Here is a 26,386-nt window from a genome sequence, read left to right on the forward strand (position 1 = left end):
TTGGCGTCTTGGCGGTTCCATAAATTAATGATTTGGGAAATTTTTGCGCGAGTCTTGTTACACATTTCTATGAGCACACTTTTAATTTCACCATGATAAAAAATACACCCAACAGCCGCGCTGTTAAGTGTATTTTCATAGATTATTGCTGAATAATTAACTAGCCAACAGCCGATGGTTGACGCTGAAAATAAGCTTGCAAAACTCTTTCGGCGATTTGACGACTAGTTAAACCTAATTCCGCCTTAGATTCGTCTGGTGTCGCATGATCTACTAAGATATCTGGGATACCGATGCGCTTCACGGGAACGACAACATCAGCATCAAGTAGAGCTTCCGCTACCGCCGAACCAAAGCCGCCCATGATGCAGCCTTCTTCTAAGGTGACAACGCGGCCGATTTTCTGAGCTAGAGGTAAAATTAACTCCGTATCTAAGGGTTTAGCGAACCGGGCATTAACTACGGTTGCTTCAATACCATGTTCGCTGAGAATTTCTGCGGCTTGCATACTGGGGTAAACCATTGTGCCATAGCTAACCAGTAATACATCATCACCAGTACGGAGAATTTCCCCTTTACCGATTTCCAAAGGTTCCCAGCCTTCTTCCATCAAGGGTACGCCATGACCGTTACCACGGGGAAAACGCATAGCGATCGCGCCTTTGGTATAGTTAACTCCAGTGACGATCATCCGTTGCAGTTCGGCTTCGTCTTTGGGAGCCATTAACACCATATTGGGAATGCAACGCAGATAAGCGATGTCATACATCCCTTGATGGGTGGGGCCATCAGCGCCAACAATGCCCGCTCTGTCTAAGCAGAAGAACACTGGCAAGTTTTGAATGCAGACATCATGGATAATCTGATCGTAAGCTCGTTGTAGGAAGGTCGAGTAAATTGCCGCTACAGGGCGCATTCCTTCACTAGCTAAACCAGCCGCTAAGGTAACGGCGTGTTGTTCGGCTATTCCCACATCAATATATTGATTGGGTAATTTAGCTTGGAGCTTATCTAAACCTGTACCTGTCGCCATCGCTGCTGTAATCCCGATAATTTTCGGGTTTTGTTCGGCGAGTTTAACTAAGGTGTGGGCAAAAACTTTGGCGTAAGCTGGGGGTTTGGGTTTACTCGAAGGAATCGCTTTACCTGTTGTTAGATTAAATGGATTTTGGGCATGGTAGCCTACTTGGTCTTGTTCTGCTAGTTCATAGCCTTTACCTTTGGTAGTAGCCACATGTACCAAAACTGGCCCTGGTATTTGATGTGCTTGTTGGAAGGTAGCAATTAATTCTTCTAAATTATGCCCATCTACTGGCCCGATATAGGTAAAGCCTAGTTCTTCAAATACTGCACCCACTTTAGGAACAGCCAAACGCTTCATCCCTTCTTTAATCCGTCCCAGTTCGGGAGACAAAGATTCGCCCACAAAAGGAATGTGTTTGAATTGTTCCTCAAAATTATCTTTAATAAACTGTACGGGTGGGCTGAGGCGCATTTTGTTGAGATAGCGAGGAATTGCGCCTACGTTGGGCGAAATGGACATTTCGTTGTCGTTGAGGACAACTAGTAGGTTAGTTTTGGGTAAGTGTCCTGCATGGTTGATTGCTTCTAACGCCATCCCGCCAGTTAAAGCACCATCACCAATCACAGCTACGGCTTTAAATTTTTCCCCCTTTAAATCGCGGGCTAAAGCCATACCCAAAGCTGCGGAAATACTGGTGGAAGCATGTCCCGCACCAAAGTGATCGAACTTGCTTTCACAGCGCTTGAGATAACCAGCAACACCATCTTTCTGTCTAAGGGTATGGAAGTTGCTGTAGCGTCCTGTAATTAGTTTATGGGGATAAGCTTGGTGTCCTACGTCCCAAATAACTTTATCCCGATCTAAGTCCAGTGTTTGGTAAAGCCCTAAGGTTAACTCTACAACACCCAAACCTGGCCCCAGGTGTCCCCCAGTTGCTGCTACCGTTTGTAGGTGCTTATCGCGGATTTGACGGGCAATTTGTTGCAGCTGCCGAATCGATAAACCGTGCAACTGATTGGGATGGGTGATTTCGCTCAGATGCATATTATAGGGTTTTCCTCTCTAATCTCTACTTCTGAATATTCTCTGATTTTCCCACGGTAATGTTGCTTACAGAACCATAGTTGAAATAAGTTGTATTCTCACAATCAAACAGCGCAAAGTTGAGGCAGTGCGTTGTGGTGGTTACCCCCGTTGTCGCAACTGCCGATTCGCAAAAATCATTTGTTAATTTTTTGCTCTTGCGCACCCTGCTTCACAAATAAAAAATCCTCCTCTGAGTTAGTAGTATGAGGATTTTTTAGCCTCATTTTTGCAGGTAAAATTCACTTCATACTTTTCCTGAGAGAAGTAGGATTGATTTGCCTCTATTAATGTAACAAATTGTAATAAAAATGTTATGGAAACTTGGTAGAGTCCCAAATTTTTTAGATTTGATAATCGATAAAATTATCCTATTGGGTATTTAAGATTTTGTATTAAGAATTACCATCTGCATATATGGTGTCAAAATTTATCTGTTAATATCATTTTTTTAATTAAATTTACTTGGTTTAACATTTGATAAAATCGCCAAATTAAATTATCGATTAAGCACAAAATGAACTAAATTTGTGCATATAAAAATCCCATGTTTTGATAAGAAATCTCTATACCTGTAGGGTGGGCAGTGCCCACCAGCTAATTTACAGGTAGAAACTGTTTTCAGGCTTCTATGCGATCGCTTTGGACTATGGGCAAAGTTAAGGGTACGGTGTCGGGTGCAGTAAACAACGGTTGTAGTTGATTCAAATTCGCCAAACCCCCACACAACAATACTTGATCGCCATCTTTCAAGTCCATATGGCTATCGGGAGTGCGGATAAACTTACCATCGCGCCGAATCGCTTCGACTTTAACGCCATATTTATCGCTAATATCTAAATCTTTGAGAGTTTTGCCTAAAACCGGAGTTTCGGCATTAATTGTCAGCCACTGACAAGCGCTATCTTCTCCCGGTACAGCCGTTCTGCCAATAGCAAATTCTGCTAAAGCTGCGAGTTCTTCATCGGCTCCCACTACCAACAAGCGATCGCCTTCTTCTAATTTAGTTTCGTTACTGGGATAATCTATCTCTTCGCCATTAGCGCGACGAATTGCCATTAAGCTTACCCCAATTAAGTAACGCATATCCGCTTCTTCTAAGCTCATGCCAATGAGGGGGGAACCAGAAGGTAGGGGATACCAGCGCCGATTTAAATCGCGGGTAGCTTGCTGTAAATCGCGAGCAACTTCCAATGCAGTTTGTTCTGGGCGCAAGTCTAAATAATGATCCTTGCGAATTTGCTGCATTTCCCGTTGCACTACGTTTGCTGGCAAACCTAAACCTGTTAATAAATAGGTTGCCATTTCTATACTGGCTTCAAACTCTGGTTGTACAACTTCTCTAGCTCCCAGTTGATAAAGCACTTCAATATTTTTATCTTGGGTAGCGCGGACAACTAAATCGAGTTCTGGACACAATTCCAAGGCGCGTTTGAGACAAAGCCGGGTACTAATTGGATCGGGAAGTGCGATCGCCATTCCTTTAGCGTGGTTCACTCCAGCCGTTTCTAGAACGTGTAAACTCACGCAATTACCATATACATAAGCCACGCCAGCATCCCGTAATTGCTGAATCCGACTTTCCGATTGATCGATAACGACTACAGGTAACTGATGCTGCTGCAATAACTTGACTAAATTTTTACCTACTCGCCCATAACCACAAACTACCACATGGTCTTTTAATGGCAAATCTTCAGCCACATCTCGCGGCTGTACTTCTTCTAAATAAGGTTTCAGCCAAGGCATCGATTCTGCCAAAGTAAATAAAAATGGCACTAATCGTAACACAAATGGTGTTAAGACAAGTGTTACCGCTGTAGTTCCTAAAATTAGTAAATATACTGAACGCGAAACTAAGCCCAGTGCTTGCCCTTCACTCGCCAATACAAAGGAGAATTCCCCAATTTGCGCTAGTCCCAGCCCCGCAATTAAAGCTGTTTTTAAGGGATAGCGGAATAATTTCACCAACGGTGTGATGATTAAAAATTTACCAATGAAAACTATTGCCACTAAACCTAAAATTAATTCCAGGTTTTTCCACAAAAACACTGGGTCAATTAACATGCCAATAGCGGCGAAAAATAAACTGGCGAAGATATCTCGGAGTGGTTCTACATAAGTTAAAGTTTGGTCGGCGTATTCCACCTCAGAAATCATTAAGCCGGCGACAAACGCCCCCATTTCAATGGATAAGCCTAAATATTCTGTTAGCAGTGCAATTCCTAAGCACAGTGCAACCACACCTAATAAAAATAGCTCTTTGCTTTCCGTCCGGGCAAGAAGTCGCAATAACGGCGGAATTAACCAAATTCCCGCTACAACTGCACCAGCGGCAAATAAGCCAATTCTGACTAGTGCTGTCACCACTGCAATTCCAATGGCTTCACCCGGCTCATGCAGGGCGGGTAAGACTGCTAGCATGAGTCCTAAGGCTAAGTCTTGGACTACCAAAATACCCAGCATTACCTGTCCGTGAGGGGTTTCCGTTTCGTTGCTTTCCATCAAGCACTTAAGGACAACGGCGGTGGAAGATAAAGACAGAATTGACCCCAAAAAGACGCCCTTAGCAGGTAAAGCGCCCCAAGCACCAGTGACGCCACAAATCGCGACTGTGATCAAAATTGTCAGCGCAATTTGTAGCCCACCACCACCCAGAGCGATCGCTTTTACTTTCTTCAGTTCGGCAAAAGAAAATTCTACGCCCAAAGCAAATAACAAGAAAGCGACCCCAAACTGAGCCAGAGTCTCTACTTGAATTACTTCTTTAATCAATCCCAGCCCAGCAGGCCCCACCACCATACCACCGATGAGATACCCTAACAACACAGGCTGTCGTAACAGCGCCGCCAACAGTCCGCCACCAGCAGCAACGGCGAGAACTAAAACTAAATCAACAATTAACCTAAAATCTTCTTGCACCAGTTTAAAAAAAAGAACTATTAAGACCTATTAACCTCAGCATACAAATTTTTATATATCTATGCTCAAGTTATTGGTGCAGAGAAGACAAAATTTGCGTAAAGTCGCCGGGGAAGTTCACTGCTTCTTTGTGGGATGAAGCACCGCCCGCCGACTTGGGGTATGGGGTATGGGGTATTGGTGGTTTTTCTCTTAACTATTGACTATTTACCAATGCCCTATACCAAAATATAAGCGCACTATTATAGCACGCTTAAAGATAATATTTAACAAATTGATAACTTCTCTATGTCAACCACCTGCAACAGCAGGGACAATACTGACTTCATCGCCATCTTTGAGAGTTGTAGCTATCCCTTCCAAAAAGCGAATATCTTCGCTATTGACATATAAATTCAAAAATCGCCGTGGTGCGCCTGCTTCATCGCACAAGCGGGATTTAATCCCCGGACAAGCAGTTTCTAGAGAATCGAATAATTCTGCGATATTACTAGCATTGCATTCCAGGACAGCTTGGTTATCGGTAAATTTTTGAAGAGCTGTGGGAACTAAAACTGTTACAGACATAGTTGAAGTATGAAGTGTGAGATATGAAATATAAAGGATGGAAGGTGAAGTTTAACTGTTCAACCTTTATCCTTTAAACGAGTACTTGCTGCCATTCCAAACGATCGAGAGTCCGTGAACGCTCTAGTGCGTTTTCAAAGCTATCGAGTTTGGCATCAATTGTCAAAGGTTCGCCAATATAGCCGTGAAGAGCTTCTTGGGTTTTCAAACCATTGCCAGTGATATATACCACAGTAGTTTCATCTGGATCAATTTTGCCAGCTTCTACTAATTTTTTCAGCACGGCAACGGTTGTACCACCAGCAGTTTCCGTAAATATGCCTTCAGTTTCTGCTAAGAGTTTGATACCTTCAATGATTTCTGCATCATTGACAGATTCGATATTACCGTTGGTTTTGTTAGCTATTTCCACAGCATAAACACCATCTGCTGGGTTACCGATCGCAATCGATTTCGCAATAGTATTGGGTTTAACTGGTTTAATAAAGTCCCGTCCTTCTTTATAAGCTTGGGCGATGGGCGAACAACCTTCAGCTTGCGCGCCACTAAACCGGACTTTCTTATCTTCTACTAAACCAACTTCGACAAATTCTTTGAATCCCTTATAAATTTTTGTAAATAAGGAACCAGATGCTAGAGGCGCAACGATGTGGTCTGGTAATTCCCAACCTAATTGTTCAGCTACTTCAAAACCTAAAGTCTTAGAACCTTCTGAATAGTAGGGGCGGAGGTTGATATTGACAAAACCCCAGCCATGTGTATTTGCAACTTCCGAGCAGAGACGATTGACCTGATCGTAGTTACCTTTAACAGCCATTAATGTGGGGCTGTAAATCAAGCTACCCATAACTTTCCCAGCTTCCAAATCTGCGGGGATGAATACACAGCAATCTAAACCGGCGTGAGCTGCGATCGCGGCTGTAGAATTAGCCAAGTTACCAGTGCTAGCACAAGAAACAGTAGTAAAACCTAACTCTCTAGCTCTTGTTAAAGCCACAGAAACCACCCGGTCTTTGAAGCTGAGGGTGGGCATATTCACAGCATCGTTTTTAATATAAAGCTTGTTTAGACCCAGACGACGCGCCAGACGGTGAGAACGCACTAAGGGAGTCATCCCAGTTCCCACATCAATTACATTATCAGTTGCAACAGGTAAAAAGGGACGGTAGCGCCAAATGGAATTAGGGCCAGCTTGAATTTTTTCTCGGGTGACAGTCTTACGCAGCAGGTTGTAGTCATACTTGACTTCCAAAGGCCCAAAACATAATTCACAAACATGGTTGGCTTTCAGTTCATACTCCTCACCACATTCCTTACACTTCAAGGCTTGAAAAGAGATAGTGGCGGCTTCGGTGAGTGCGGATTTTGTCTGAGTCATAAACCTAGCTTTCCCTGTTTGTCTGTCAACTGTCGCCTGATAGTAACACGAGTAGAAATACGAGTCAAACATACCCGATAAAAAAAGTCGGGTATGGCTACCATATTATGTTAGCTTTAGCTACAAACCTTGATAGACATAGATATTTGCGTTTACACCTACCTGCTTAACCTATTTTTTCCGTCAAAACTATTGACCAAATTCTTAAAGTACAGTCAGTCTTAACTCTGAAAAAACTTGAGAAACCTTACTTAAGACATCATCGCCATAAATCCCGCAAAAGTTGTGAACGCTAGCACCATCCCAACGTTCTTGGTAATCGTCAGCGATCGCCACTTCATCTGATCGAGCATATCCCCAATATTGCAGACAAAGGAACTAGGAATAGGAAGCGCAATAGAGATCGCTAATCACAAATAGACTCTTACAAAAAGCCACTAAATATCTGTTATGTAGGGTGTGTTGTCGCGTAGCGCAACGCACCAAAAGCTTTATTTGATACGCAGGAGTACCAATTGTTTGTTCTGTTTCTGCTCCTAGCAGTTTAGCTGTTTCTGTCGCTCAAGAATTTGGGATTACTTTAATTGGCTTTTTGCGGGGAGAACGTTTCAATATATATACAGGTTGGGAACGGATAAAAAATTCTTAAAAATTGTTATTTTTTTGAAAATGTAGTGAATTTAAAACTTCCTGATAACAAATAAACCAAAAATAAAGCGCCACATTCAATCCACTCAATAACTTAGGTATACCCTCTAAAAGACTAGGTATTCCATTACCAGTCAAGCGTAGTGAGTCTACTGTAATAGCAATGAATAATAAACCTAAGCCAGCTATAAGTATAAAGTAGGGTGTTAATTTTAGTTGCCTTCTAAAAGTTAATCCATAGGCAATGCCTATAGTAGCATAAATGATGATGGTTACTAACTTAGGAATACCAATCTGTGTACCAATAACATGAATTCGATAAATTTCATTGATTAAAAAGCCTGCTGTTAATAATGCCGAGCCAAGAATAAATTTATTATTTTTACCGTTAGGTTTAATTTTGTTTAGTAAAGCAAAACTAAAAGCGCACACTAACGGAGGTACACAACATAATAATTGAAAAGTATGGGTTAATAAACCAGCGCTAGGATACTCTGGAGCCGGAGGGGGTAAAAATAATCCTCCTGCTGATATATCAAATGCTTTAGTAGCAAGTATGAGAATAATAATTGCAAATAAACCTAAGCTATTGAACCAAAGAATAGTTTTGTAAATTGACATGGTTTAAATTTTAGGATAAAAAGCAGCAACATCAGGAATATGGTTGATGATTGCAGTACATTGCCCTTGCTCAAGATAATACTTAGCTATAATATTCTCTAAATCATCATAAAATTGCACCTCAATTCCAGTAGCGTGAGAAATCCATTCAGCTTTATCAAAATATTGTTGTATTGAGAATTCTTGTGCTGGATATGTGCGACACCAAGCTTTATCTGTGCGTTTCCAGTTATAGCCTTCAGCCTTGAGCATTCTTTTTATTGCAATAGTTGGTTTTGTACCTCGTCCACTCTGGTTACCCACTTTAATGGTAATTTGCGGTATGGTTAGATTACAAGGTGGGTAATCTAACCAGTCTAGTAAGTTAATTTTTTTATTAGCCTTTAATTCATCAAGGAAAGGTGACAAGTTGTTACTCTCAGTGACAATGAACAAACGCTCTACCGCACGAGTTAAAGCAACGTAAAAAAGACGGCGTTCTTCATCAATTACTAGTTCAATGCTATCACCGAAAACACGAGTGAACATTAGATCAGGATGTATTAATGGATAAGAACGAGGAACAGCATCAAGTATGATTACAACATCTTTTTGAAGACCTTTATACTTATGTGCCGTAGATATAGTTACAGCCTCCCTTAAGTTTTTGGGCAGATAGGAACGCACCAAATTTAGAAAACTCTCAAGAGAGCCATTTTTTAAATTATCCTGATGCTTTCCGTAATTCACATACCAAGGCAAACTATTCTTGCGACTAAGTAAAACGACCTGTTTTCCATCTTTGATAGTATGATCTACTAAGCGTAATATGGCAGGTATAATGATATCTCCTGAATGCTTTTGTTGCTCTTTTAGTGTTGGATTAAATTGCCTAATATCAGCAATTTCAACTATTCCAAATATAGATGTATGTGCGCGAGCAGGATTACCCAACCCCTGCATCAATCTATTACCAATATCCACAATTGAGGCGGCTGAACGATAATTAGTTGAGATGTGGAGTTTTTGCGAAGGCTGAAAAAATTGTGCAAAATTTTGATAAAAGCGCAAATCTGAACCTGCAAAGCCATTAATTGCTTGCCAATCATCACCAACACAGAAAAATTTTGCTTGAGGATTTTGTTCTCGGATTGCTTCTATTAAATGGTGGAAGAGTAATGAAAAGTCTTGATATTCATCAATGAGTACGTATCGAAGAGACTTGAGATCGCCACTACAAGATTTGCGTTTAAATATAGTTTGTCCTGATTTAACAAGAGCCGCAGCTTGTTGCATTAGTCCATCAAAATCTTCCTCCCCTGTTTCTTGAAGACGATTCAGATAAGACTGATAAAAAATTTGTGCTATTTCTAAAAACTTTTGTTCAATATTACTAGCACAGTCATGATTATCAATAATTTTAGCTAATATTTCTGAGGTGAGGCAGAGTTTGCGACAACGCTGGATAAATCCCTCTACTACCTTAGTAAAGCGGTCTATAGCTCTAACTTTAATTTTCTTCCAAATCGCTTCTTCACTCAAGCGATCGCATTTAATATCATAACTTTCTAAACATCGCTTAAGCAATAAACAAAAATCTTCTGCTCCTTCAAACTTTAGAGTTCTTGGGGATAATTCTACAAAATTACAGGTAGGATTATTGCGCCAATACTCTCGCTTTGCATCAGACATTTTATCGTAATCTGGATCGCCTTCTAGCCCAAAATATTCAATAACTACGCCTTGGTTATCTCCAGTAATAATCGTAAAATCAGGGCGATAATTTATGCCATCCCACCAAAAATTTTGTTCGTATTTATATTTAATATCGTGTTCAAATAAAAAGTCACCAATGAGTTTCTCCCCAAAAGATTTAAAGTAGGTTCCATCAATTCCCTCTTTAGGCAAAGAGCGACGGTAACGCAGCATTTCTTCTGGACTTTTATCATAACCGCCAGAAAGTATACGTTCCCAATCTTCTCGGAAATGTGCCATCATCAAAGCACGAATTTTTTCATAAAAAATTGGGTCGCGTAAGTGGTTATCAATTACATTTTGTAAAACGCGACTTTTGTTTTGTCCAGCATCTGGTTCATTAAAAAGAATACTTTCTTCAGGGTGAACTAAAGCATAAGCTAATGCATGAAAAGTCATTACATGGGGAATATAACCCTTTAATTGTAGAGTAAAGCGTTCTCTTATCTCATCTGCTGCTTTGCGATTAAAGGCTAAAAGCAACATTTCATCAGATGCAACCTCGCAATGTTTTTGTAAAAATAACGCTCGATTTACCAAAGTGGAAGTTTTACCACTTCCAGCCCTAGCCACTACTTGAATATGACATTCAACAGCGCCAATCGCTGCTGCTTGCTCAAAGTCAGGTGAGGAATTTAGATGGCGTTGTACCCACGATTGTACATAATTCAGCTTTTCAGATTGGTACTCTTTAAATGATATGTACTCAGTACATTGGGCTTCATAAAAATTATCAACATTAAGAAATTTTTTATCAAACTGTACTTTTAATTTCTCAAGTAAAGTCTGTTTTTCTGTTTGCCATATTTGTATGTCTCTTGCTTCTTTGTCTCGTCGAACTAATTCAGAAATTTCTTTACACGAAAGGGGTGGTGATATCTTGTTAAATTTTCTAATAAATTGCTCTTTTTTATATCTAAAAATGAATCCATCTATGTATTTAATCTCAATTGTAACTTCCGATGTTTCTAGTTCATGTACAGCATAAACTATGCCTTGAGTATAATACTTTACCCCTGCTATATTTTGTTTTGGATCATTATATTTAACTTGTTCCTTAAGGCGGCTAAGTTTTCTTTTATGTAAAAGTTTCCAGAGTTTATCATTATCACCAATTAGTTCTACAAAACCTTGAACAGTGTCAATGTGTGAACCGTTACCCATATCTTGTCTAACTCTTACTCAACTGCTAGCAGCGACTTACACGCCTATTCTCAGTTTTCCCGCGAACTGAGCATGATCTAACAGCGAGGTAGGCATCATATAAAGATGAAGCTTAAATGTGAAGCGAGACTAGTTACTTTTACCCTAGTGTCAAAATTCCTGTTGAAAAATTCACAGATAATGGCAAGATTCTCAGCCATTGTAAACCCAATAGAGGCTCAGGAATTCCATCGGCAGCTAAAACAGGAATTATATACTCCTGCTCATCCAATTGAACCTTTCCTTCATAGATATCAAAAAAAGCCTCACCCCGCACCATTTGCATAGTGCTATTACGTTCAATTAAACGCCACCCTATACTTTCAGCATCTTGTATATCCAGCGCCAACCAACCAGATGTAAATCCTGTGTCTAATAAAACTTCGATTGGATAGCTATCTCCATCAACTGAAATAATCTCTATTTCAAAAATTAGCTCTCCGATTTCACCAAACCTACCTGAAATCATATCCGTCCACAAGTACCTGTTTCGTTGAGACGGAATGTAACAAGCCAGGCAGTAGGATATTTTTCCCGCGCTTTTTTGTCAGCAACATCCTCATCACGATCAATAAAATAATCACCACTGTTGGGTTCAATTAAAATAAACCAATTGTAATGTTCATCTATTAATTGCGGACAAACTCGCTCAAAAATAATCCGAGCTTTTTCCCCACGAGCATTTTTTTCTGCTTCTCGCCTAGCTAATTCTTCTGGTGGAATTTGAAATTCTGGAAAAATCCTACCTTGGTGACGATGGCGAACAGGCTTTGTTTTGGTCATATTTACCTTATTTAATTTCCAGGCTGTTATTTATTTTATCTATTCCCACTTCAGAATTTGTAATAACAACAAAAAACGATAGAGTAATTAATACTCTACCGCTTGAATTTTTAAATTTGAGTTTTATCCCAAATCGGAAATTTTAAATCTTACTCAACGCCTTGAGATAACAATTCGCGGCGCTGTTGTGAACTGACTTGAACGTTACCGTTTTCATCAACGTCAACCAGCGCTGTATCGCCATCTTTAATGCGACCAGAGAGAATCTCTTCAGCCAAGCTATCTTCTAACAGGCGCATAATTGCACGGCGTAATGGTCTTGCGCCGTAGCTGGGGCTGTAGCCTTCTTGAATCAGGCGGTCTTTGAAGCGATCGGTGACTTCTAAGGTGATACCTTTTTCGGTCAGGCGACCAAATACTTCTTTGAGCATGATTTCGGCAATTTGGGTAACCTCGGCTTTGCTCAACTGACGGAAGACGATAATTTCATCTAGACGGTTGAGGAACTCAGGACGGAAGTATTGCTTCAGTTCTTCGTTCACCAAGGAGCGAATGCGGTTGTACTGAGATTCACTGACATCATCAGCAAACTCGAAGCCGATACCGCCGCCGCCTTTTTCAATTACCTTAGAACCGATGTTAGATGTCAAAATCAGCAAGGTATTCTTAAAGTCAACGGTGCGACCTTTTGCATCGGTTAAGCGACCGTCTTCTAAAATTTGCAGCAGCATGTTAAAGACATCGGGGTGGGCTTTTTCGATTTCATCGAATAGCACCACAGTGTAAGGACGACGCCTTACAGCTTCAGTTAGCTGACCACCTTCGTTGTAGCCAACGTAACCTGGAGGCGAACCGATCAGTTTGCTGACGGTGTGACGCTCCATGTATTCGGACATATCCAAGCGGATCATGGCTTCTTCGGAACCGAAGAAGTAAGAAGCCAAGGATTTTGCCAATTCGGTTTTACCAACACCAGTGGGGCCTGAGAAGACAAAGCTGGCGATTGGTCGATTGGGATTCTTCAAACCGACACGAGCGCGGCGAATTGCGCGGGAAACGGCCTTGACAGCATCTTCTTGACCAATGAGACGCTGATGTAAGGTGTCTTCCATGTGCAACAGCTTCTCGGATTCGGATTCGGTGAGCTTGTTCACCGGAACGCCAGTCCAGGAGGCGACGATGTGGGCGATGTCTTCTTCTGTAACGACGGGTTCTAAACCTTCGTTACCAGAAGCATTGGTTTTGCTTTGAGCGATCGCCCGGATTTCGGCTTTGATTTCCATTTCGCGATCGCGCAATTCTCCAGCTCGGTCAAAGTCTTGGGAGCGAACTGCATCATCTTTTTCTTTTAAGATTTGGCGCAGTTCTTTGTCTAACTCTTTAGCTGCGGGTGGTAGCTGGGAGTTAATCAACCGGACTCTGGAACCTGCTTCATCGATTAAGTCGATGGCTTTGTCTGGGAGGTAGCGATCGCTAATATAACGATCTGATAATTTCGCCGCCGCTACTAAAGCTTCATCGGAGATTTTCAGCTTGTGGTGTTGTTCGTAGCGATCGCGCAGACCGTACAGAATCTCAATTGTTTCGTCAACTGAGGGTTCGCCCACCATGACTGGTTGGAAGCGTCGTTCTAAGGCTGCATCGCGCTCGATGTGTTTGCGGTATTCATCGAGGGTTGTTGCGCCAATGCACTGCAATTCACCTCTAGCCAAGGCTGGTTTGAGGATATTTGCGGCGTCGATTGCGCCTTCTGCTGCACCTGCACCAATCAGGGTGTGTACTTCGTCAATCACGAGAATGACGTTACCCGCCTGACGAATTTCGTCCATGATTTTCTTCAGGCGTTCTTCAAATTCACCCCGGTACTTGGTACCTGCTACCAGCAAGCCGATATCCAGAGTGACTACGCGCTTATCTTCCAGGATGTCGGGGACATCTTTGTTGGCTATGCGGCTCGCTAGACCTTCAGCGATCGCAGTTTTACCAACCCCTGGTTCGCCGATCAGCACTGGGTTATTTTTTGTCCGGCGTCCCAAAATCTGAATAACTCGCTCGATTTCTTTGGCGCGTCCCACCACAGGATCGAGTTTGTTGTCCGTTGCCATTTGGGTCAGGTTTGAGCCAAATTCATCCAAAGTTGGGGTTTTGGTACGGCTGGATGAGCCACCCGGCGAAACTTCCGCTGTTTCTCCCAACATCCGAATGACTTGGGTTCTCACCTTAGATAGATCCACGCCGAGGTTTTCTAGCACCCTAGCTGCTACACCTTCCCCTTCCCGGATCAGGCCCAACAGGAGATGCTCGGTGCCAATGTAGTTATGGCCTAATTGGCGCGCTTCTTCTAAGGATAGTTCCAGAACTCGCTTTGCCCTTGGTGTAAAAGGAATTTCCACCGCGACAAAGCCTGAACCCCGGCCTATGATTTTTTCTACCTCAATTCGGGCATCTTTGAGATTGACGCCCATTGATTTCAGCACCTTGGCCGCCACTCCCGTCCCTTCACCAATCAGACCCAGGAGGATCTGCTCAGTGCCGACGAAATTGTGGCCTAAACGGCGGGCCTCTTCTTGGGCCAGCATGATTACTTTAATAGCTTTTTCTGTGAAGCGTTCAAACATGGCATTTTTCCCATCACCTGCGTCGTGCCGGTACGCTGATTTTAGCACAGGCTAAGGCTTAGGATATCTGTATCAAAAAATCAAGACATCCTAGAGATATCACCCAATTTGATGGTGTAATTCCCGAATATTTACTACTTTTGTGTGGCTGTTGTACTGAGGAGAACAAGATGACCAGCGTTTTTAGCGATAATTACCCACAAAAAAACACTGGAAGTCTGTTTTTCAACCACTTCCAAACATTTATTCTTATCACATATAGATAGCAAAGTCAAGAATTATGAATATTTTATTTGTTTTTTAAATTTAAAATCTTAAAAAAATAAATAATACTCATGAAAATTCTTTAAAGAAAATGTGTTTTTTTGATAAAGATGGCTTGAAGGGGAGTATGGGACAAGAAATTTTAGATTTTGGATTTTAGATTTTGGATTCTAATCTAAAATCTAAAATCTAAAATCCAAAATTGTTTCCAATGCCCAATGCCCAATTAAGAAAATCCCAATTGCCAAGCGGATTTAGAAAGGCGATCGCTCACCATCATCTCCAATTCCTGTAAAGCGGTTTGAAATTCGGGTTGTTGGAGATCGCCACGCCACAGAATTAAAGCGTCTTCGCCATTATCTTGATAGTACCGCCGCCGTCTGCCAGCTGTTTTGAAGCCAAATTTTTGATATAAAGATATAGCCGCTAAATTGGAAGCCCTAACTTCGAGAGTGGCTCGCTCCAAACCGCGATCGCTAGCTGTCTTGAGGAGGGAATAGAGTAAAGCTTGTCCCAAACCTTGATAGTGATATTGGGGATGTACTGCCAAAATTGTAATGTGGGCTTCTTCTAAAATTGACCAAAAACAACCCATGCCTAGCAACTTCAAGCTAGAGACTGGGGAAAATAACCCAAGCAAATCGCTGTTAGGGCTATCCATCTCTCGTTGATAGCCCTCTAATGTCCAAAGTCCGCCAAAACAGGCTTTATCTAGTTCTAGCACTGCACTCAGATCCTCTGATGTCAGTGGTTGAAGTTTTAAGTCTAATAAGATCACATTTATTTGAATAAGATTACAAACCCTTTGTAAACTGGGAATCGGGAGACTCACTCACGCCCATAATTTGAACAAGGACAACTCTTATAGTTATGGTATCGACTCACCCTATTGGGGTTCAACATGCTGGTAGTCAGTATTTACCTTTAAGGCGTAACACTTCGCCCAATCAAGAACTCCTTCCCTTGACGGCTAGAGTAAATAATCACGGCTGCTTGGAAATTGGTGGGTGTGATATCACAACCCTGGTGCAGCAGTTTGGTTCGCCTTTATATATTTTAGATGAAGAAACCCTACGTTTGGCTTGTCAGCAATACCGGGATGGTTTCAAGCAATATTATCAAGGAGAATCTCAAGTACTTTATGCTTCTAAAGCTTGGAATTGTCTAGCAATTTGCGCGATTGTCGCGGCTGAAGGGTTAGGCATTGATGTCGTATCTGGGGGAGAATTATACACCGCCCTGACAGCAGGGATGAACCCGGAAAAAATCTACCTCCACGGTAATAATAAATCTCGCTCGGAGTTAACTTTAGCTATTGAATCTGGTGCCACTATTGTGGTGGATAACTGGTATGAGTTAAAGACTTTAGTGGAATTAGCCGACTCTGGGCCAATCCGCATTATGTTGCGATTGACACCAGGTATCGAGTGTCATACTCACGAATATATTCGTACAGGACACTTAGACAGTAAATTTGGTTTCGATCCCAACGATTTAGATGCAGTTTTTACCTTTGTCAGTCAGCACACTTCAGCTTTGAACTGTGTAGGTTTGCACGCTCATATTGGTTCGCAAATTTTTGAGCGTCAACCCCATCAGGACTTAGCTGCTGTGATGGTGCAGTGGTTGCAAGATGCAGCTAAGTATGGTTTAAATGTGACAGAGTTAAATATCGGTGGTGGTTTAGGAATCCGGTACGTAGAATCGGACGATCCTCCCAGCATTGATGAATGGGTGAAAGCAATTTGTGAAGTAGTGCAAACAGCTTGTCTAGAAGCAAATTTACCTTTACCTAAGTTATTATGTGAACCAGGGCGATCGCTAGTTGCCACAGCTTGCGTCACGGCTTACACTATTGGTTCAGTAAAAGTTGTTCCCGATATTCGCACCTACGTGGCGGTTGATGGCGGTATGTCGGATAATCCCCGACCAATTACCTATCAGTCACAATACCGAGCTGTAGTAGCTAATAAAATGTCTGCTCCCTTAACAGAAACTGTCACAATTGCTGGTAAGCATTGTGAATCCGGGGATATTTTGATTAAAAATGCCCAACTACCTAAAACTGAACCAGGAGATATTCTCGTAGTTATGGGAACAGGTGCTTACAATTACAGTATGGCATCTAACTACAATCGCTTGTCCAGACCGGCAGCAGTTGTGGTAGCAAACGGCGAAGCAAATTTGTTTTTGCAGCGCGAAACATATCAAGACTTGATCAGACAAGATTGCCTACCAGAAAGACTGAAGAAATAGTCTAAAATCTAAAATCTAAAATCCAAAGTCTAAAGTCCAAAGTCCAAAGTCTAAGGTCTATTACCTAAAGTCCAGAGTTGATATTGATTAACTCTTGACTTTTGACTATTGGCTCTGGACTATTAACTCACTGTATTTCGAGGCAAAATAGTAATCCAGATGTCATGAGAGATTGGTGGAAGCAATGGCTGACAAACCTGGGATGGTCGCAGTCCTTGCTGCTTGGGACTCTGGATATTTTCTTCGTATTGGCGCTGACATATATGATCCTGGTTATTATTAGTGAGCGCCGTACACTATGGATGGTACGGGGATTTATTATTTTGATGTTAGCTTCAGCACTCAGTAATAAGTTGGGGCTACCATTATTAAATTTCGTTTTAGAAAAATTAGTAATTGGCTGCGCAGTGGCAATGGCAGTTGCTCTTCAGTCAGAATTCCGGCGATTTTTAGAACAATTAGGTCGTGGGGAATTTCGCCAGTTGTTTCAACCATCAAGTTTGGCAATACCTAAATCCGATAGTGTAATTGATGAAATTGTTGATGCGGTCAAGGAACTGTCAAAAAATCGGATTGGCGCTTTATTAATTTTAGAAACAAAAGGCCCCATTGATGAACGAGATTTTTCTGTCCCAGGAGTAAGGCTAAATGCTGAGGTGACTAAAGAATTAATCCAAACAATATTTCAACCAAAAACTTTGTTACATGATGGGGCAACTTTAATACGTGGCTCACGGATTGTTGCATCGGGTATAATTTTACCACTTTCGGGACGCACAGCCTCGCGCCAGTTGGGCACACGCCATCGGGCAGCGATGGGAATTACTGAGCGTGTCGAAAATTGCATCTGTGTCGTTGTATCAGAAGAAACTGGTTCTATATCGTTAGCGGAGCGGGGAATTCTCAATAGACCGCTGACGATTAGGAAACTAAAAGAGTCTCTAGAAGCTCTTTTATCCCCAACGGTAGATCGGGAAGCTGTAGCTCCTGGTTTGTTAAGCTTGGGTCGTCAGATTAGTACTAAGGCATTAGCACTAGTTTCACGGTTATTCGGATTACCATCGACCGCGTCTCGAGATAAAAAATGACAGCACAACAAACTCAATTACAAGATTTGCCCCCTGGCTTAAAACGAGAACTTTTGCCCAAGCACGTTGCGGTGATTATGGATGGCAATGGTCGATGGGCTAAACGTCAAGGTCTACCCCGAATTATGGGTCATAAACGGGGAGTAGATGCGCTGAAGGATTTACTTCGTTGTTGCAAAGATTGGGGAATTCAGGCGTTAACAGCTTATGCTTTTTCAACAGAAAACTGGAAAAGACCCCAGGAAGAAGTTGATTTTTTGATGACTTTATTCCAAAGAGTTTTACGCCAAGAATTGCGAGAAATGGTAGAGGAGAATGTGCAAATTCAATTTGTGGGCAATTTGAATGCGCTACCGCGATCGCTCCAAGAAGAAATTTCCCGTTCAATGGCAGAAACTAAGGACAATCGCAGCATCCGGTTTACAGTTGCTACCAACTATGGCGGCAGACAAGAAATCTTACAGGCTTGTCGCGCGATCGCTCAAAAAGTCCAGCAAGGTCTGCTACAACCTGATGAAATTGATGAAGCCGTATTTGAACGTCATCTATATACCGCTGGGATTGCTGACCCCGATTTATTAATCCGCACTAGCGGCGAAATGCGCCTATCTAATTTTCTCCTCTGGCAAATGGCTTATGGGGAAATGTACATTACTGATACTTTATGGCCTGATTTTGACCGCGTTGAGTTTTCTCGTGCCTTGTTTGCTTACCAGCAACGGGAACGGAGGTATGGGGGTGTATAGGGATTGGGTATGAGGGAGATAGGGAGGATGAGGGAGATAGGGAGGATGAGGGAGATAGGGAGGATGAGGGAGATAGGGAGGATGAGGAACTATTAACCAATGCCCAATGCCCAATGCCCAATGCCCAATGCCCAATTTATGGACCAGAAAAAACTGCCTGTTCGATATCTTCCCGACTGAGAGAATATTTAAAAGCGCGTTGGATATCTTGGCGATTTTCTCCCGCTTCGATGTAGCGCACTGTTAGTTGCTCGACATCAAGACAGAGGTCAGCTTGCCAATTAGGCCGTTGTAGATGCCAACAATGTAACTCAGTTTCATCTTGTTTACAGCCTTGGTCTTTGAGCCACTGCTCAATTTGCGGCAGAGTATGGTTATACAGGGGAGCATCAGGGGGAAGAAAAGCCATAATGAGTAAAAAATTCCAACTTAATAATAATAATTTTGCATTTCCCAAAGGCTAGCTGATGGGGAATTTTGCTGGATTTGCTGTTGAGTAATGGGATTTTGTGGTGTAAGTTGTGTTTGAAAAGCAGCTTCACCCCGCGTTAAACCAATTGCGATCGCGAGTATCAAACAGCCCAAAAAAGTCAACACCAAAATAAACAAAGCAAAAATTTCGCCGGAAGACAAAGGGCGATCGCTTGCATCAAGGTAAGCTGATTTTGACCAGTCATAAGGATTTGTGACCGGATGGTTCAAATCAGCAGGTGCTTGAATCACGCCAAAGCGAGAATAGCCAATTTTCAGGTCGTAACTTAACCTGCGTTCTGGGTTGCTCAAGGTAGCGTAGGCTTCGTTGAGTTGTTGAAATTTAGCAGTGGCGAGATTAGCAGGTAAATGGGTAGTATCAGGATGATAACGTTTACTTAATTCTCGGTAAGCACGACGGATGTCGATTACTGATGCTGAAGGATGCAGTCCTAACAGGGTGTAATAAGTCGGTTCACTGCGTTGTGCCATTACCCCATGATGATTCACGGCTGATTGAGTCACCTTGCGATCGAGTTTTTTCTAATATTGTAAACCTCAACTTCTATGAAAATCTTTATCTCATCTATTGCAATTCTTGGACTAGGGATAACTTTGTTGTCGATAGATAACAATAATCTTGTAGTTGCACAATCTGCTACTAGCGAGGAATTTATTGCTAGGGGTACAGAGCCATTTTGGAGTATTAATGTCAGCAAACGCGGTATTGTCTATACTTCACCAGATAAGCCAAAACAAACCTTTCCCTATGTCACACCTTTAAAAGCTGATGGTCGGACGGAAAACTTGGTGCGGGTATATCGATTGTCAGGTAAAGGCAATAATTTATTAATTATCAAGCAAGTTGATAATTGTAGCGACGGGATGTCAGATAAAAAATATGCTTATTCAGCAACAGCTATTCTCGGTAATCGAGTTTTAGATGGCTGTGCTGAGAAGAAATAGCCACAAATGCTCAGAACCTATTTTCTCTGTGTCCTCTGTCTTGAAAAGTTCTGTTCGTCGAAGACGTTGGCGTAAAGCCCTTCGGGCATAGCTTCGCTTACCGCGCAGCGTCTCCCCTTGGGAGAAGCCATCGCCGGAAGCAGGCGCTCAGACTTTTCTCTGTGTCTCTGTGGTTAAATCAAATATTTTTCCACCGCAGAGGGCGCTGAGACGCAGAGAAAAATAGATGTTTTGCGCTATGCAATCAAATTATTTACCGAGGAAAAATCAATGGTTCATTGGGTGCTATATTCACTTGATAGCTGGGTGCGGTTAAAAACTTGGTATTAATTACTTGTTTGTAAGTTTCTAAATCGCTTTGCCAGTTGCCAATTATTTGAATTAAATCATTTAGACGCTGGTTTAAGTCTTCTTGCGCTACTTGATGGCTAAAATTGGCAGAAAATAAAATTGCTGGTAGTAAAGTTTTATCCGGCAATTGTAATCCAACTTCATTAATATCCAAGAATAGTTGCGTTTCTTGCAAGGTGTAAATAAACCTTAGCCCAGCTTGTACAGGCGCTGTCCCAAACTCTTGCCAAGGCCCTTGTTTCAGCAAGTTGCCAAAAATGTAGTTACGCGGTGTGTTATTGTTTTGGTCAAACATAACGTAACCCCGGAAATTCAAGCTAATTGCTTGATAGCTGACTTGAGTCAATGTTTCGATATACTTGCGAGCGATCGCGGGAATAGATAATTCTTGAGCTTCTTTAGTCCCGATTAACTCCGAGAAAACAACTCGGTTGACTTCTGCAACAATACTTACACCATTTTGATAGACTACCTGAGCCGCAGCATTAGTTAAGATTGGTGGACGCGCCAGTTCCCATTCATTAGGGACGATGCCGCTATATTTGAGAAAATCGGCTGTTAATACTGTAGGATTTTGTTGTTTAACTGCGATCGCTATGACAAATTCTTGAATCTCTAAATTCTGAGTCATATAGTTTTAATTATTGGTTACTGTGATTACACGATAGGCTGGTATAATAACTTAATTTTTATATGATTTCAATGAATAAAACCAAATTAATATAGGGAATTTTTTCTATTCTAGATTAATCAATAGTTAAAATATCATGTAGCGCTTTGTACTTAAACTGAGTGAGATTGGAGTTCAACAAAAGGTATGGTCAATAGTCCAGAATTTTTTGACCATTGACCATTGACCATTAACTACGAATCTATGCAATAGCATAAAATCAAGCTGATTCTGCTAGCATTGCCTTAGGAGTTGGGGTAGAATCGTCGAGCGCACCTTGCACTGTTAACACAGAACAATGGGCATGGTGTAACACATAATTACTGACGCTACCTAAGAAAAACTCTTTAATTCCACTCAATCCCCGACGACCGATAATAATTAGATCTGCTTGCGCTTTCCGCCCAACTTCACAAATCATCCGGCCAGGATCGCCAAATTCTTGAGTATATTCAGCGTTTACACCTTGAGCGATCGCTTGATTGGTTAATAATGTTAAGAGTTCTATTCCCTCATGTTTTAAAGATTCCCATTTCCCTAAATAATAATTAACATCATCAGTAGTGAAAGGTGAATAAATACCATCTGTACCCATACCAGGAGGCGTTGGATAGCGCTCATCAAATGGCGAAAGCACATACATTATGATTAATTCAGCATTAGTTGCTTTTGCTAAAGATAAAGCTTGGTCAAAAATTTGTTGTGTAACATCTGAGTTATTTACAGCAACCAAAATTTTGTGAAACATATTATTTTGTCCTTAATTAATAGCCATTATTCAAAACAGTAACTGTCAACAGTCAACAGTCAACAGTTACCTTTTCACCCATCAATCTCATTGCTTATCTGTTTCAGCAACAGCAATTTCTAACAGAGTTTTGAGTACAGAATCAGGGTTAAGACTAATGGAATCAATTCCCTGTTCTACGAGAAATCTGGCAAATTCTGGGTAATCGCTTGGTGCTTGACCGCAAATACCAATTTTCTTTCCATGCTGTTTAACTGTGCTGATTGCTTTAGCAATTGTTCGCTTCACAGCTTCATTTCTTTCATCAAATAAATGGGCGACTAATTCGGAATCTCTATCTAGTCCGAGAGTTAATTGTGTTAGGTCATTGGAACCAATAGAAAAGCCATCAAATACTTGACTAAATTCGTCTGCTAGGAGAACATTACTCGGTAATTCACACATGACATAAACTTGTAAACCATTTTCTCCTCTGACTAAACCGTGTTTTGCCATTTCTGCCAAGACACGTTGACCTTCTTCTGGAGTCCGACAGAAAGGTATCATTAAAATGACATTGGTTAAGCCTTTATAATCTCTTACTTGCTTCATCGCTTGACATTCTAAAGCGAAGCCTTCACGATAGCGATCGTCATAATAACGAGAAGCACCACGCCAGCCAATCATGGGGTTTTCTTCTGTGGGTTCAAATTGTTTTCCACCTAAAAGATTGGCGTATTCGTTACTCTTGAAATCTGATAAACGGACGATTACAGGTTTGGGATAAAATGCTGCGGCTATCGTACCAATACCTTCAGCTAATTTATCCACAAAGAACTGTGCTTTATTTTCATATTCAGCAGTTAATTCGGCAATTTTGTATTTAGCTAGTTCGTCTGTTAATTCATCAAAGTGCAGTAATGCTAAAGGATGAACTTTAATTTGGTTGGCAATGATAAATTCCATCCTGGCTAATCCTACACCATCATTCGGAATAGCGGCAAAGCTAAATGCTTCTTCCGGATTGCCCACATTCATCATAATTTGGGTGTGGGTATGGGGCAATTTTTCTAATGGTAATTCTTGAACTTCATAGGATAATAAACCGGGGTAAACTTTACCAGTTTCGCCTTCTGCACAACTAACGGTAATTTCTTGTCCAGTTTTTAATAATGTAGTAGCATTACCACAACCAACGATCGCGGGAATTCCTAATTCTCTGGCTATAATCGCTGCGTGACAGGTGCGTCCACCAGAGTTTGTGACGATCGCACTCGCGCGTTTCATGATTGGTTCCCAGTCGGGGTCAGTGCGGTTGGTGACTAAGATGTCTCCGGCTTGGAATTGGTTAATTTGATGTATATCTAAGATGACTCGGACTTTACCATTACCGATCATCTCACCAACACTGCGACCTGTAACTAAGGGAGTTGGTAGGGGTTTTTCTCCCAATACAAGGTGATAACTACGCAGAACATTTTCTATTTTTTGCGACTGGACTGTTTCTGGGCGGGCTTGGACAATATACAGTTCATTACTATTACCATCTTTTGCCCATTCAATATCCATTGGCGTGTAAACACCACGAACTTGGGAATAATGTTCTTCAATAATGCAAGCCCAGTGAGCTAGTTGTAAAATTTCCTCATCATTGAGTGCATAAACGTTACGTTCTGAAGGGGCGACGGAAACGTTTTTAGTCAATTTTGAGCCGCCCAGGTCATAAACCATTTTAATTTCTTTACTACCCAGGCGTTTTTTGAGGATTGGATGATATCCCTGCTTTAATGTTGGTTTAAATACTAAATATTCATCTGGGTTAACTGCGCCTTGAACGACGTTTTCACCCAAACCGTAAGCAGCTGTAATTAAAGCTGCGTCTTTAAAACCGGTTTCTGTGTCGATGGAGAACATGACACCAGAACAAGCCAAGTCAGAACGCACCATTTTTTGGACGCCAACTGATAGGGCAATATTAAAGTGGTCAAAACCTTTAATTTGACGATAGGAAATGGCGCGATCGGTAAAGATAGACGCAAAGCATTTATGACAAGCTTGTAAGACAGCTTCTAATCCGTGGACGTTTAAATATGTTTCTTGTTGTCCTGCAAAACTGGCGTCGGGTAAATCTTCCGCAGTCGCGCTGGAACGGACGGCGACATCGGTATCCGATTCATATTGCTGACACAGACTTTGATAAGCGCGGGCGATCGCTTCTTGTAATGCTAACGGAAATGGAGTTTGCAGCATCAACAATCTTGCTTGTTTTCCACAACGCCGCAAATTATCTACATCTTCTACATTTAAATCTGCAAAAATCTCTCTGAGTTTTGCTTCTATTCCCGCCGCCGAAATAAAATATCTATAAGCGTAAGCAGTAGTCGCAAATCCTGTAGGAACTTTCACCCCTTTGCGCTTCAATTGTTGAATCATTTCTCCCAAAGAAGCGTTTTTACCACCTACTAAAGGAATATCTGCAATCCCAACTTCACCTAAAGATAAGACTAAAGCTTGTTCTCTGGAAACTTGGCGTTCGGCGTTTTGATCGTGCAGCATTTCTAGCATGATTTAAATTCCTAAAATAGAGATACTTAGTACCAATTTGGGATAGTTTGTATTTTTAAAGATTTTTTCATCCCAAATCCATTCATCCAAAATCTCAAATCCGTAATTGGTATTAGAGGGATGTAACTAATTGTTCTACTCCTCAACCCCACACTTATGTTTATACGCGGATAATTTGAGGATCTTGTGAGGAAATAAGCGAGCAAATTTACCTTAATCAAATACCTGAGAACCTTGTCTGCAAGCAAGCTCTACAGTTTTATTGACTAGAGTTTATGTCTGGTTCCCACATTTAAGTGATGTATTGCGAAATGTATATAAATATGAATAATAAGTAAAAAACTTAACTTTCCTCACAAGTTCCTCACAATTGAAAATTATCTTGAATTCATAAAGAGTGTTTTTTTATTCCCACTATCTATATTTTTCAATCGATTTTAAAAAAGGGTTTGAGAATATGAGTTACTGTCCTTGTTGTTCTAACTTACTGCTGCAACATGTACGCGGTTCTGATCTTTACTGGTTTTGTCGCCACTGTTGGCAAGAAATGCCAGTATTAGGGGAAATAAATTCCAATCCATTATTGGAAGATGTAGTAGAGAATTTACCCAAAGTCTTGGCGCACCGCAAAAATAATAATGCCGAGTTGGCTACGAATAAACGTCTTAGACGTAGCGGCTGGATAGGTATCCAAGATATCCCCGCTTAAAAAATAGATAAACAGAGTTTTAGCAATATAATTAATAGTCCAAAGTCAATAGTTGATAGTTGATGATTCTTTTTAACAATTAACTATTAATTATTGACTATTGACTATGGACTCGTAAGTTAATCTTCGCTAGCCAAGCTATTGTTGGTAGGCAAATTTTTTTGGCTATTTATCTAGCCAGATGTGGCATTATGCATTTATTAAAATGAGTAATAATACTTCGAGAAAATATAGCGTTCCTATTTCAGTTGTGAAAAATATCGGTTTTGGCTATTGACTGTCAACAGTTAACCGTTAAAAGTCAACAACCCTACATCTAATATTTCACAAATCATTGAGGATTGATATTCTGGCGTTTGGTGAATCTTCTTGGTTTCCGAATAGGACGCATGGTTTCTCTACCTAAGATGAACATTCCCGCTACACCTAAGCAAACAAACCACACATATTGATACCAAAACTTCTGCATTTGTTCAACGGAATTGACTTGGAAATTTAATGTCTTCAAGTGCAGTAACAATATAACTATCATCAATGCGCCAAAACCGACAAAGCTTAAACCTACACGAATCCTTGCAGGACGCAAATCAAAATCACCTATTTCTTCTAGGTTAATTTCTGCTAGTTCCTGTAAAGATTCTTCGGCTAAAGATGAGGCTGTTTGTAATTTATTGCTTAACTTTGGTGGTAAAATGGGCATGAGTTTGGCTACTGTAGGACGACGTAGTAAAGCCTCCGTATCTCGCAGCAATTCCAAGGGCTTAGGAGCATTAGTAGATGGCAATTCCATGTTGTCTGTAGCAGTTGTAGCAGTAGTTTTACCTTCAAAATCCATACATAGCAAGCCTGAGAGTCGCGATAATATCAATCAATAGCCTAGCGAATGACCTAGGGGCTATGCAAATATAAGGCAGAAGATAAATAATATAAGATTATATCGAGAAGGGGCAAGGTACTGCCTTGTCCCTAGTAGGTTGGGAAAGGCTATATTT

Annotated in this window: 21 protein-coding genes and 1 pseudogene; 6 read left to right on the plus strand and 16 right to left on the minus strand. The window is 41.2% G+C overall.

Features of this window, described 5'->3' with window-relative positions:
- Positions 1-160: 160 nt before the first annotated feature.
- The 4 genes from dxs to thrC form a co-directional block, all read right to left on the minus strand.
- Positions 161-2,068 (minus strand): 1-deoxy-D-xylulose-5-phosphate synthase, encoded by a 1,908-nt coding sequence (gene dxs, locus H6G41_RS07425; protein WP_190745043.1) that lies wholly within the window; start codon positions 2,066-2,068, stop codon positions 161-163.
- 660 nt (positions 2,069-2,728) lie between these two features.
- The gene (locus H6G41_RS07430; protein WP_190745045.1) at positions 2,729-5,029 is read right to left on the minus strand and encodes a cation:proton antiporter; all 2,301 of its coding nucleotides are present in this window, start codon (positions 5,027-5,029) and stop codon (positions 2,729-2,731) included.
- A gap of 291 nt (positions 5,030-5,320) precedes the next feature.
- Positions 5,321-5,596, minus strand: a complete 276-nt coding sequence (locus tag H6G41_RS07435; protein ID WP_190745048.1) for a MoaD/ThiS family protein — start codon at positions 5,594-5,596, stop codon at positions 5,321-5,323.
- Positions 5,597-5,669: 73 nt separating this feature from the next.
- Positions 5,670-6,974, minus strand: coding sequence for a threonine synthase (gene thrC / locus H6G41_RS07440; RefSeq protein WP_190745050.1), 1,305 nt, complete (start codon positions 6,972-6,974; stop codon positions 5,670-5,672).
- Positions 6,975-7,476: 502 nt separating this feature from the next.
- Here thrC and H6G41_RS07445 point away from each other — a divergent pair.
- A pseudogene (locus H6G41_RS07445) lies at positions 7,477-7,623 on the plus strand (formate dehydrogenase accessory sulfurtransferase FdhD); the annotation flags it as partial.
- On the opposite strand, the gene H6G41_RS07450 reads toward H6G41_RS07445, so the two are convergent.
- From H6G41_RS07450 to rimI, 6 genes are all read right to left on the minus strand, one after another.
- Positions 7,620-8,243, minus strand: a complete 624-nt coding sequence (locus tag H6G41_RS07450) for a hypothetical protein (protein WP_190745052.1) — start codon at positions 8,241-8,243, stop codon at positions 7,620-7,622. The pseudogene H6G41_RS07445 and the gene H6G41_RS07450 overlap by 4 nt on opposite strands.
- A 3-nt stretch (positions 8,244-8,246) precedes the next feature.
- Positions 8,247-11,141, minus strand: a complete 2,895-nt coding sequence (locus H6G41_RS07455; RefSeq protein WP_190745053.1) for a UvrD-helicase domain-containing protein — start codon at positions 11,139-11,141, stop codon at positions 8,247-8,249.
- A gap of 139 nt (positions 11,142-11,280) precedes the next feature.
- Positions 11,281-11,649 (minus strand): aspartyl protease, encoded by a 369-nt coding sequence (locus H6G41_RS07460; RefSeq protein ID WP_190745055.1) that lies wholly within the window; start codon positions 11,647-11,649, stop codon positions 11,281-11,283.
- A complete protein-coding gene (locus H6G41_RS07465) occupies positions 11,646-11,963 on the minus strand; it encodes a hypothetical protein (protein ID WP_190745057.1) in 318 nt (105 codons plus the stop codon). The genes H6G41_RS07460 and H6G41_RS07465 overlap by 4 nt, the downstream gene beginning before the upstream one ends.
- Before the next feature lie 149 nt (positions 11,964-12,112).
- Positions 12,113-14,581 (minus strand): ATP-dependent Clp protease ATP-binding subunit, encoded by a 2,469-nt coding sequence (locus tag H6G41_RS07470; RefSeq protein WP_190745118.1) that lies wholly within the window; start codon positions 14,579-14,581, stop codon positions 12,113-12,115.
- Between the two features lie 490 nt (positions 14,582-15,071).
- Complete coding sequence (rimI, locus tag H6G41_RS07475; RefSeq protein WP_190745059.1) at positions 15,072-15,623, minus strand: ribosomal protein S18-alanine N-acetyltransferase; 552 nt, start codon at positions 15,621-15,623, stop codon at positions 15,072-15,074.
- Between the two features lie 92 nt (positions 15,624-15,715).
- On the opposite strand from rimI, the gene lysA reads away from it, so the two are divergent.
- The 3 genes from lysA to H6G41_RS07490 all read left to right on the plus strand — a co-directional run bounded on the left by lysA (position 15,716) and on the right by H6G41_RS07490 (position 18,935).
- The gene (gene lysA / locus H6G41_RS07480) at positions 15,716-17,101 is read left to right on the plus strand and encodes a diaminopimelate decarboxylase (protein ID WP_190745061.1); all 1,386 of its coding nucleotides are present in this window, start codon (positions 15,716-15,718) and stop codon (positions 17,099-17,101) included.
- A 164-nt stretch (positions 17,102-17,265) separates the two neighbouring features.
- On the plus strand, positions 17,266-18,189 hold the full coding sequence (gene cdaA / locus H6G41_RS07485; RefSeq protein ID WP_190745063.1) for a diadenylate cyclase CdaA: 924 nt from the start codon (positions 17,266-17,268) through the stop codon (positions 18,187-18,189).
- Positions 18,186-18,935 (plus strand): polyprenyl diphosphate synthase, encoded by a 750-nt coding sequence (locus tag H6G41_RS07490; RefSeq protein WP_190745065.1) that lies wholly within the window; start codon positions 18,186-18,188, stop codon positions 18,933-18,935. The genes cdaA and H6G41_RS07490 overlap by 4 nt, the downstream gene beginning before the upstream one ends.
- A 136-nt stretch (positions 18,936-19,071) precedes the next feature.
- On the opposite strand, the gene H6G41_RS07495 is transcribed toward H6G41_RS07490, so the two are convergent.
- Both H6G41_RS07495 and H6G41_RS07500 read right to left on the minus strand, forming a co-directional pair.
- Complete coding sequence (locus H6G41_RS07495) at positions 19,072-19,344, minus strand: DUF3143 domain-containing protein (RefSeq protein ID WP_190745067.1); 273 nt, start codon at positions 19,342-19,344, stop codon at positions 19,072-19,074.
- Between the two features lie 20 nt (positions 19,345-19,364).
- Positions 19,365-19,898: a J domain-containing protein gene (locus H6G41_RS07500; RefSeq protein ID WP_190745120.1), complete on the minus strand. Its 534-nt coding sequence runs from the start codon at positions 19,896-19,898 to the stop codon at positions 19,365-19,367.
- A gap of 75 nt (positions 19,899-19,973) precedes the next feature.
- Here H6G41_RS07500 and H6G41_RS07505 point away from each other — a divergent pair, with 75 nt between their 5' ends.
- Complete coding sequence (locus H6G41_RS07505; protein ID WP_190745069.1) at positions 19,974-20,372, plus strand: COG3650 family protein; 399 nt, start codon at positions 19,974-19,976, stop codon at positions 20,370-20,372.
- A gap of 253 nt (positions 20,373-20,625) precedes the next feature.
- On the opposite strand, the gene H6G41_RS07510 is transcribed toward H6G41_RS07505, so the two are convergent.
- The 3 genes from H6G41_RS07510 to ppsA form a co-directional block, all read right to left on the minus strand.
- Positions 20,626-21,354: a hypothetical protein gene (locus H6G41_RS07510; RefSeq protein WP_190745071.1), complete on the minus strand. Its 729-nt coding sequence runs from the start codon at positions 21,352-21,354 to the stop codon at positions 20,626-20,628.
- A gap of 259 nt (positions 21,355-21,613) precedes the next feature.
- Entirely contained in the window at positions 21,614-22,141 is a 528-nt protein-coding gene (locus H6G41_RS07515) for a universal stress protein (RefSeq protein ID WP_190745073.1), read from the minus strand.
- 87 nt (positions 22,142-22,228) lie between these two features.
- Complete coding sequence (ppsA, locus tag H6G41_RS07520) at positions 22,229-24,685, minus strand: phosphoenolpyruvate synthase (protein WP_190745075.1); 2,457 nt, start codon at positions 24,683-24,685, stop codon at positions 22,229-22,231.
- Between the two features lie 457 nt (positions 24,686-25,142).
- On the opposite strand from ppsA, the gene H6G41_RS07525 reads away from it, so the two are divergent.
- Entirely contained in the window at positions 25,143-25,394 is a 252-nt protein-coding gene (locus H6G41_RS07525) for a hypothetical protein (RefSeq protein WP_190745122.1), read from the plus strand.
- Positions 25,395-25,725: 331 nt separating this feature from the next.
- On the opposite strand, the gene H6G41_RS07530 is transcribed toward H6G41_RS07525, so the two are convergent.
- Positions 25,726-26,229 (minus strand): hypothetical protein, encoded by a 504-nt coding sequence (locus tag H6G41_RS07530; RefSeq protein WP_190745077.1) that lies wholly within the window; start codon positions 26,227-26,229, stop codon positions 25,726-25,728.
- Between the last annotated feature and the right edge of the window lie 157 nt (positions 26,230-26,386).

It is taken from the genome of Tolypothrix sp. FACHB-123 (assembly GCF_014697075.1).
Classification (GTDB): Bacteria; Cyanobacteriota; Cyanobacteriia; order Cyanobacteriales; family Nostocaceae; genus Aulosira.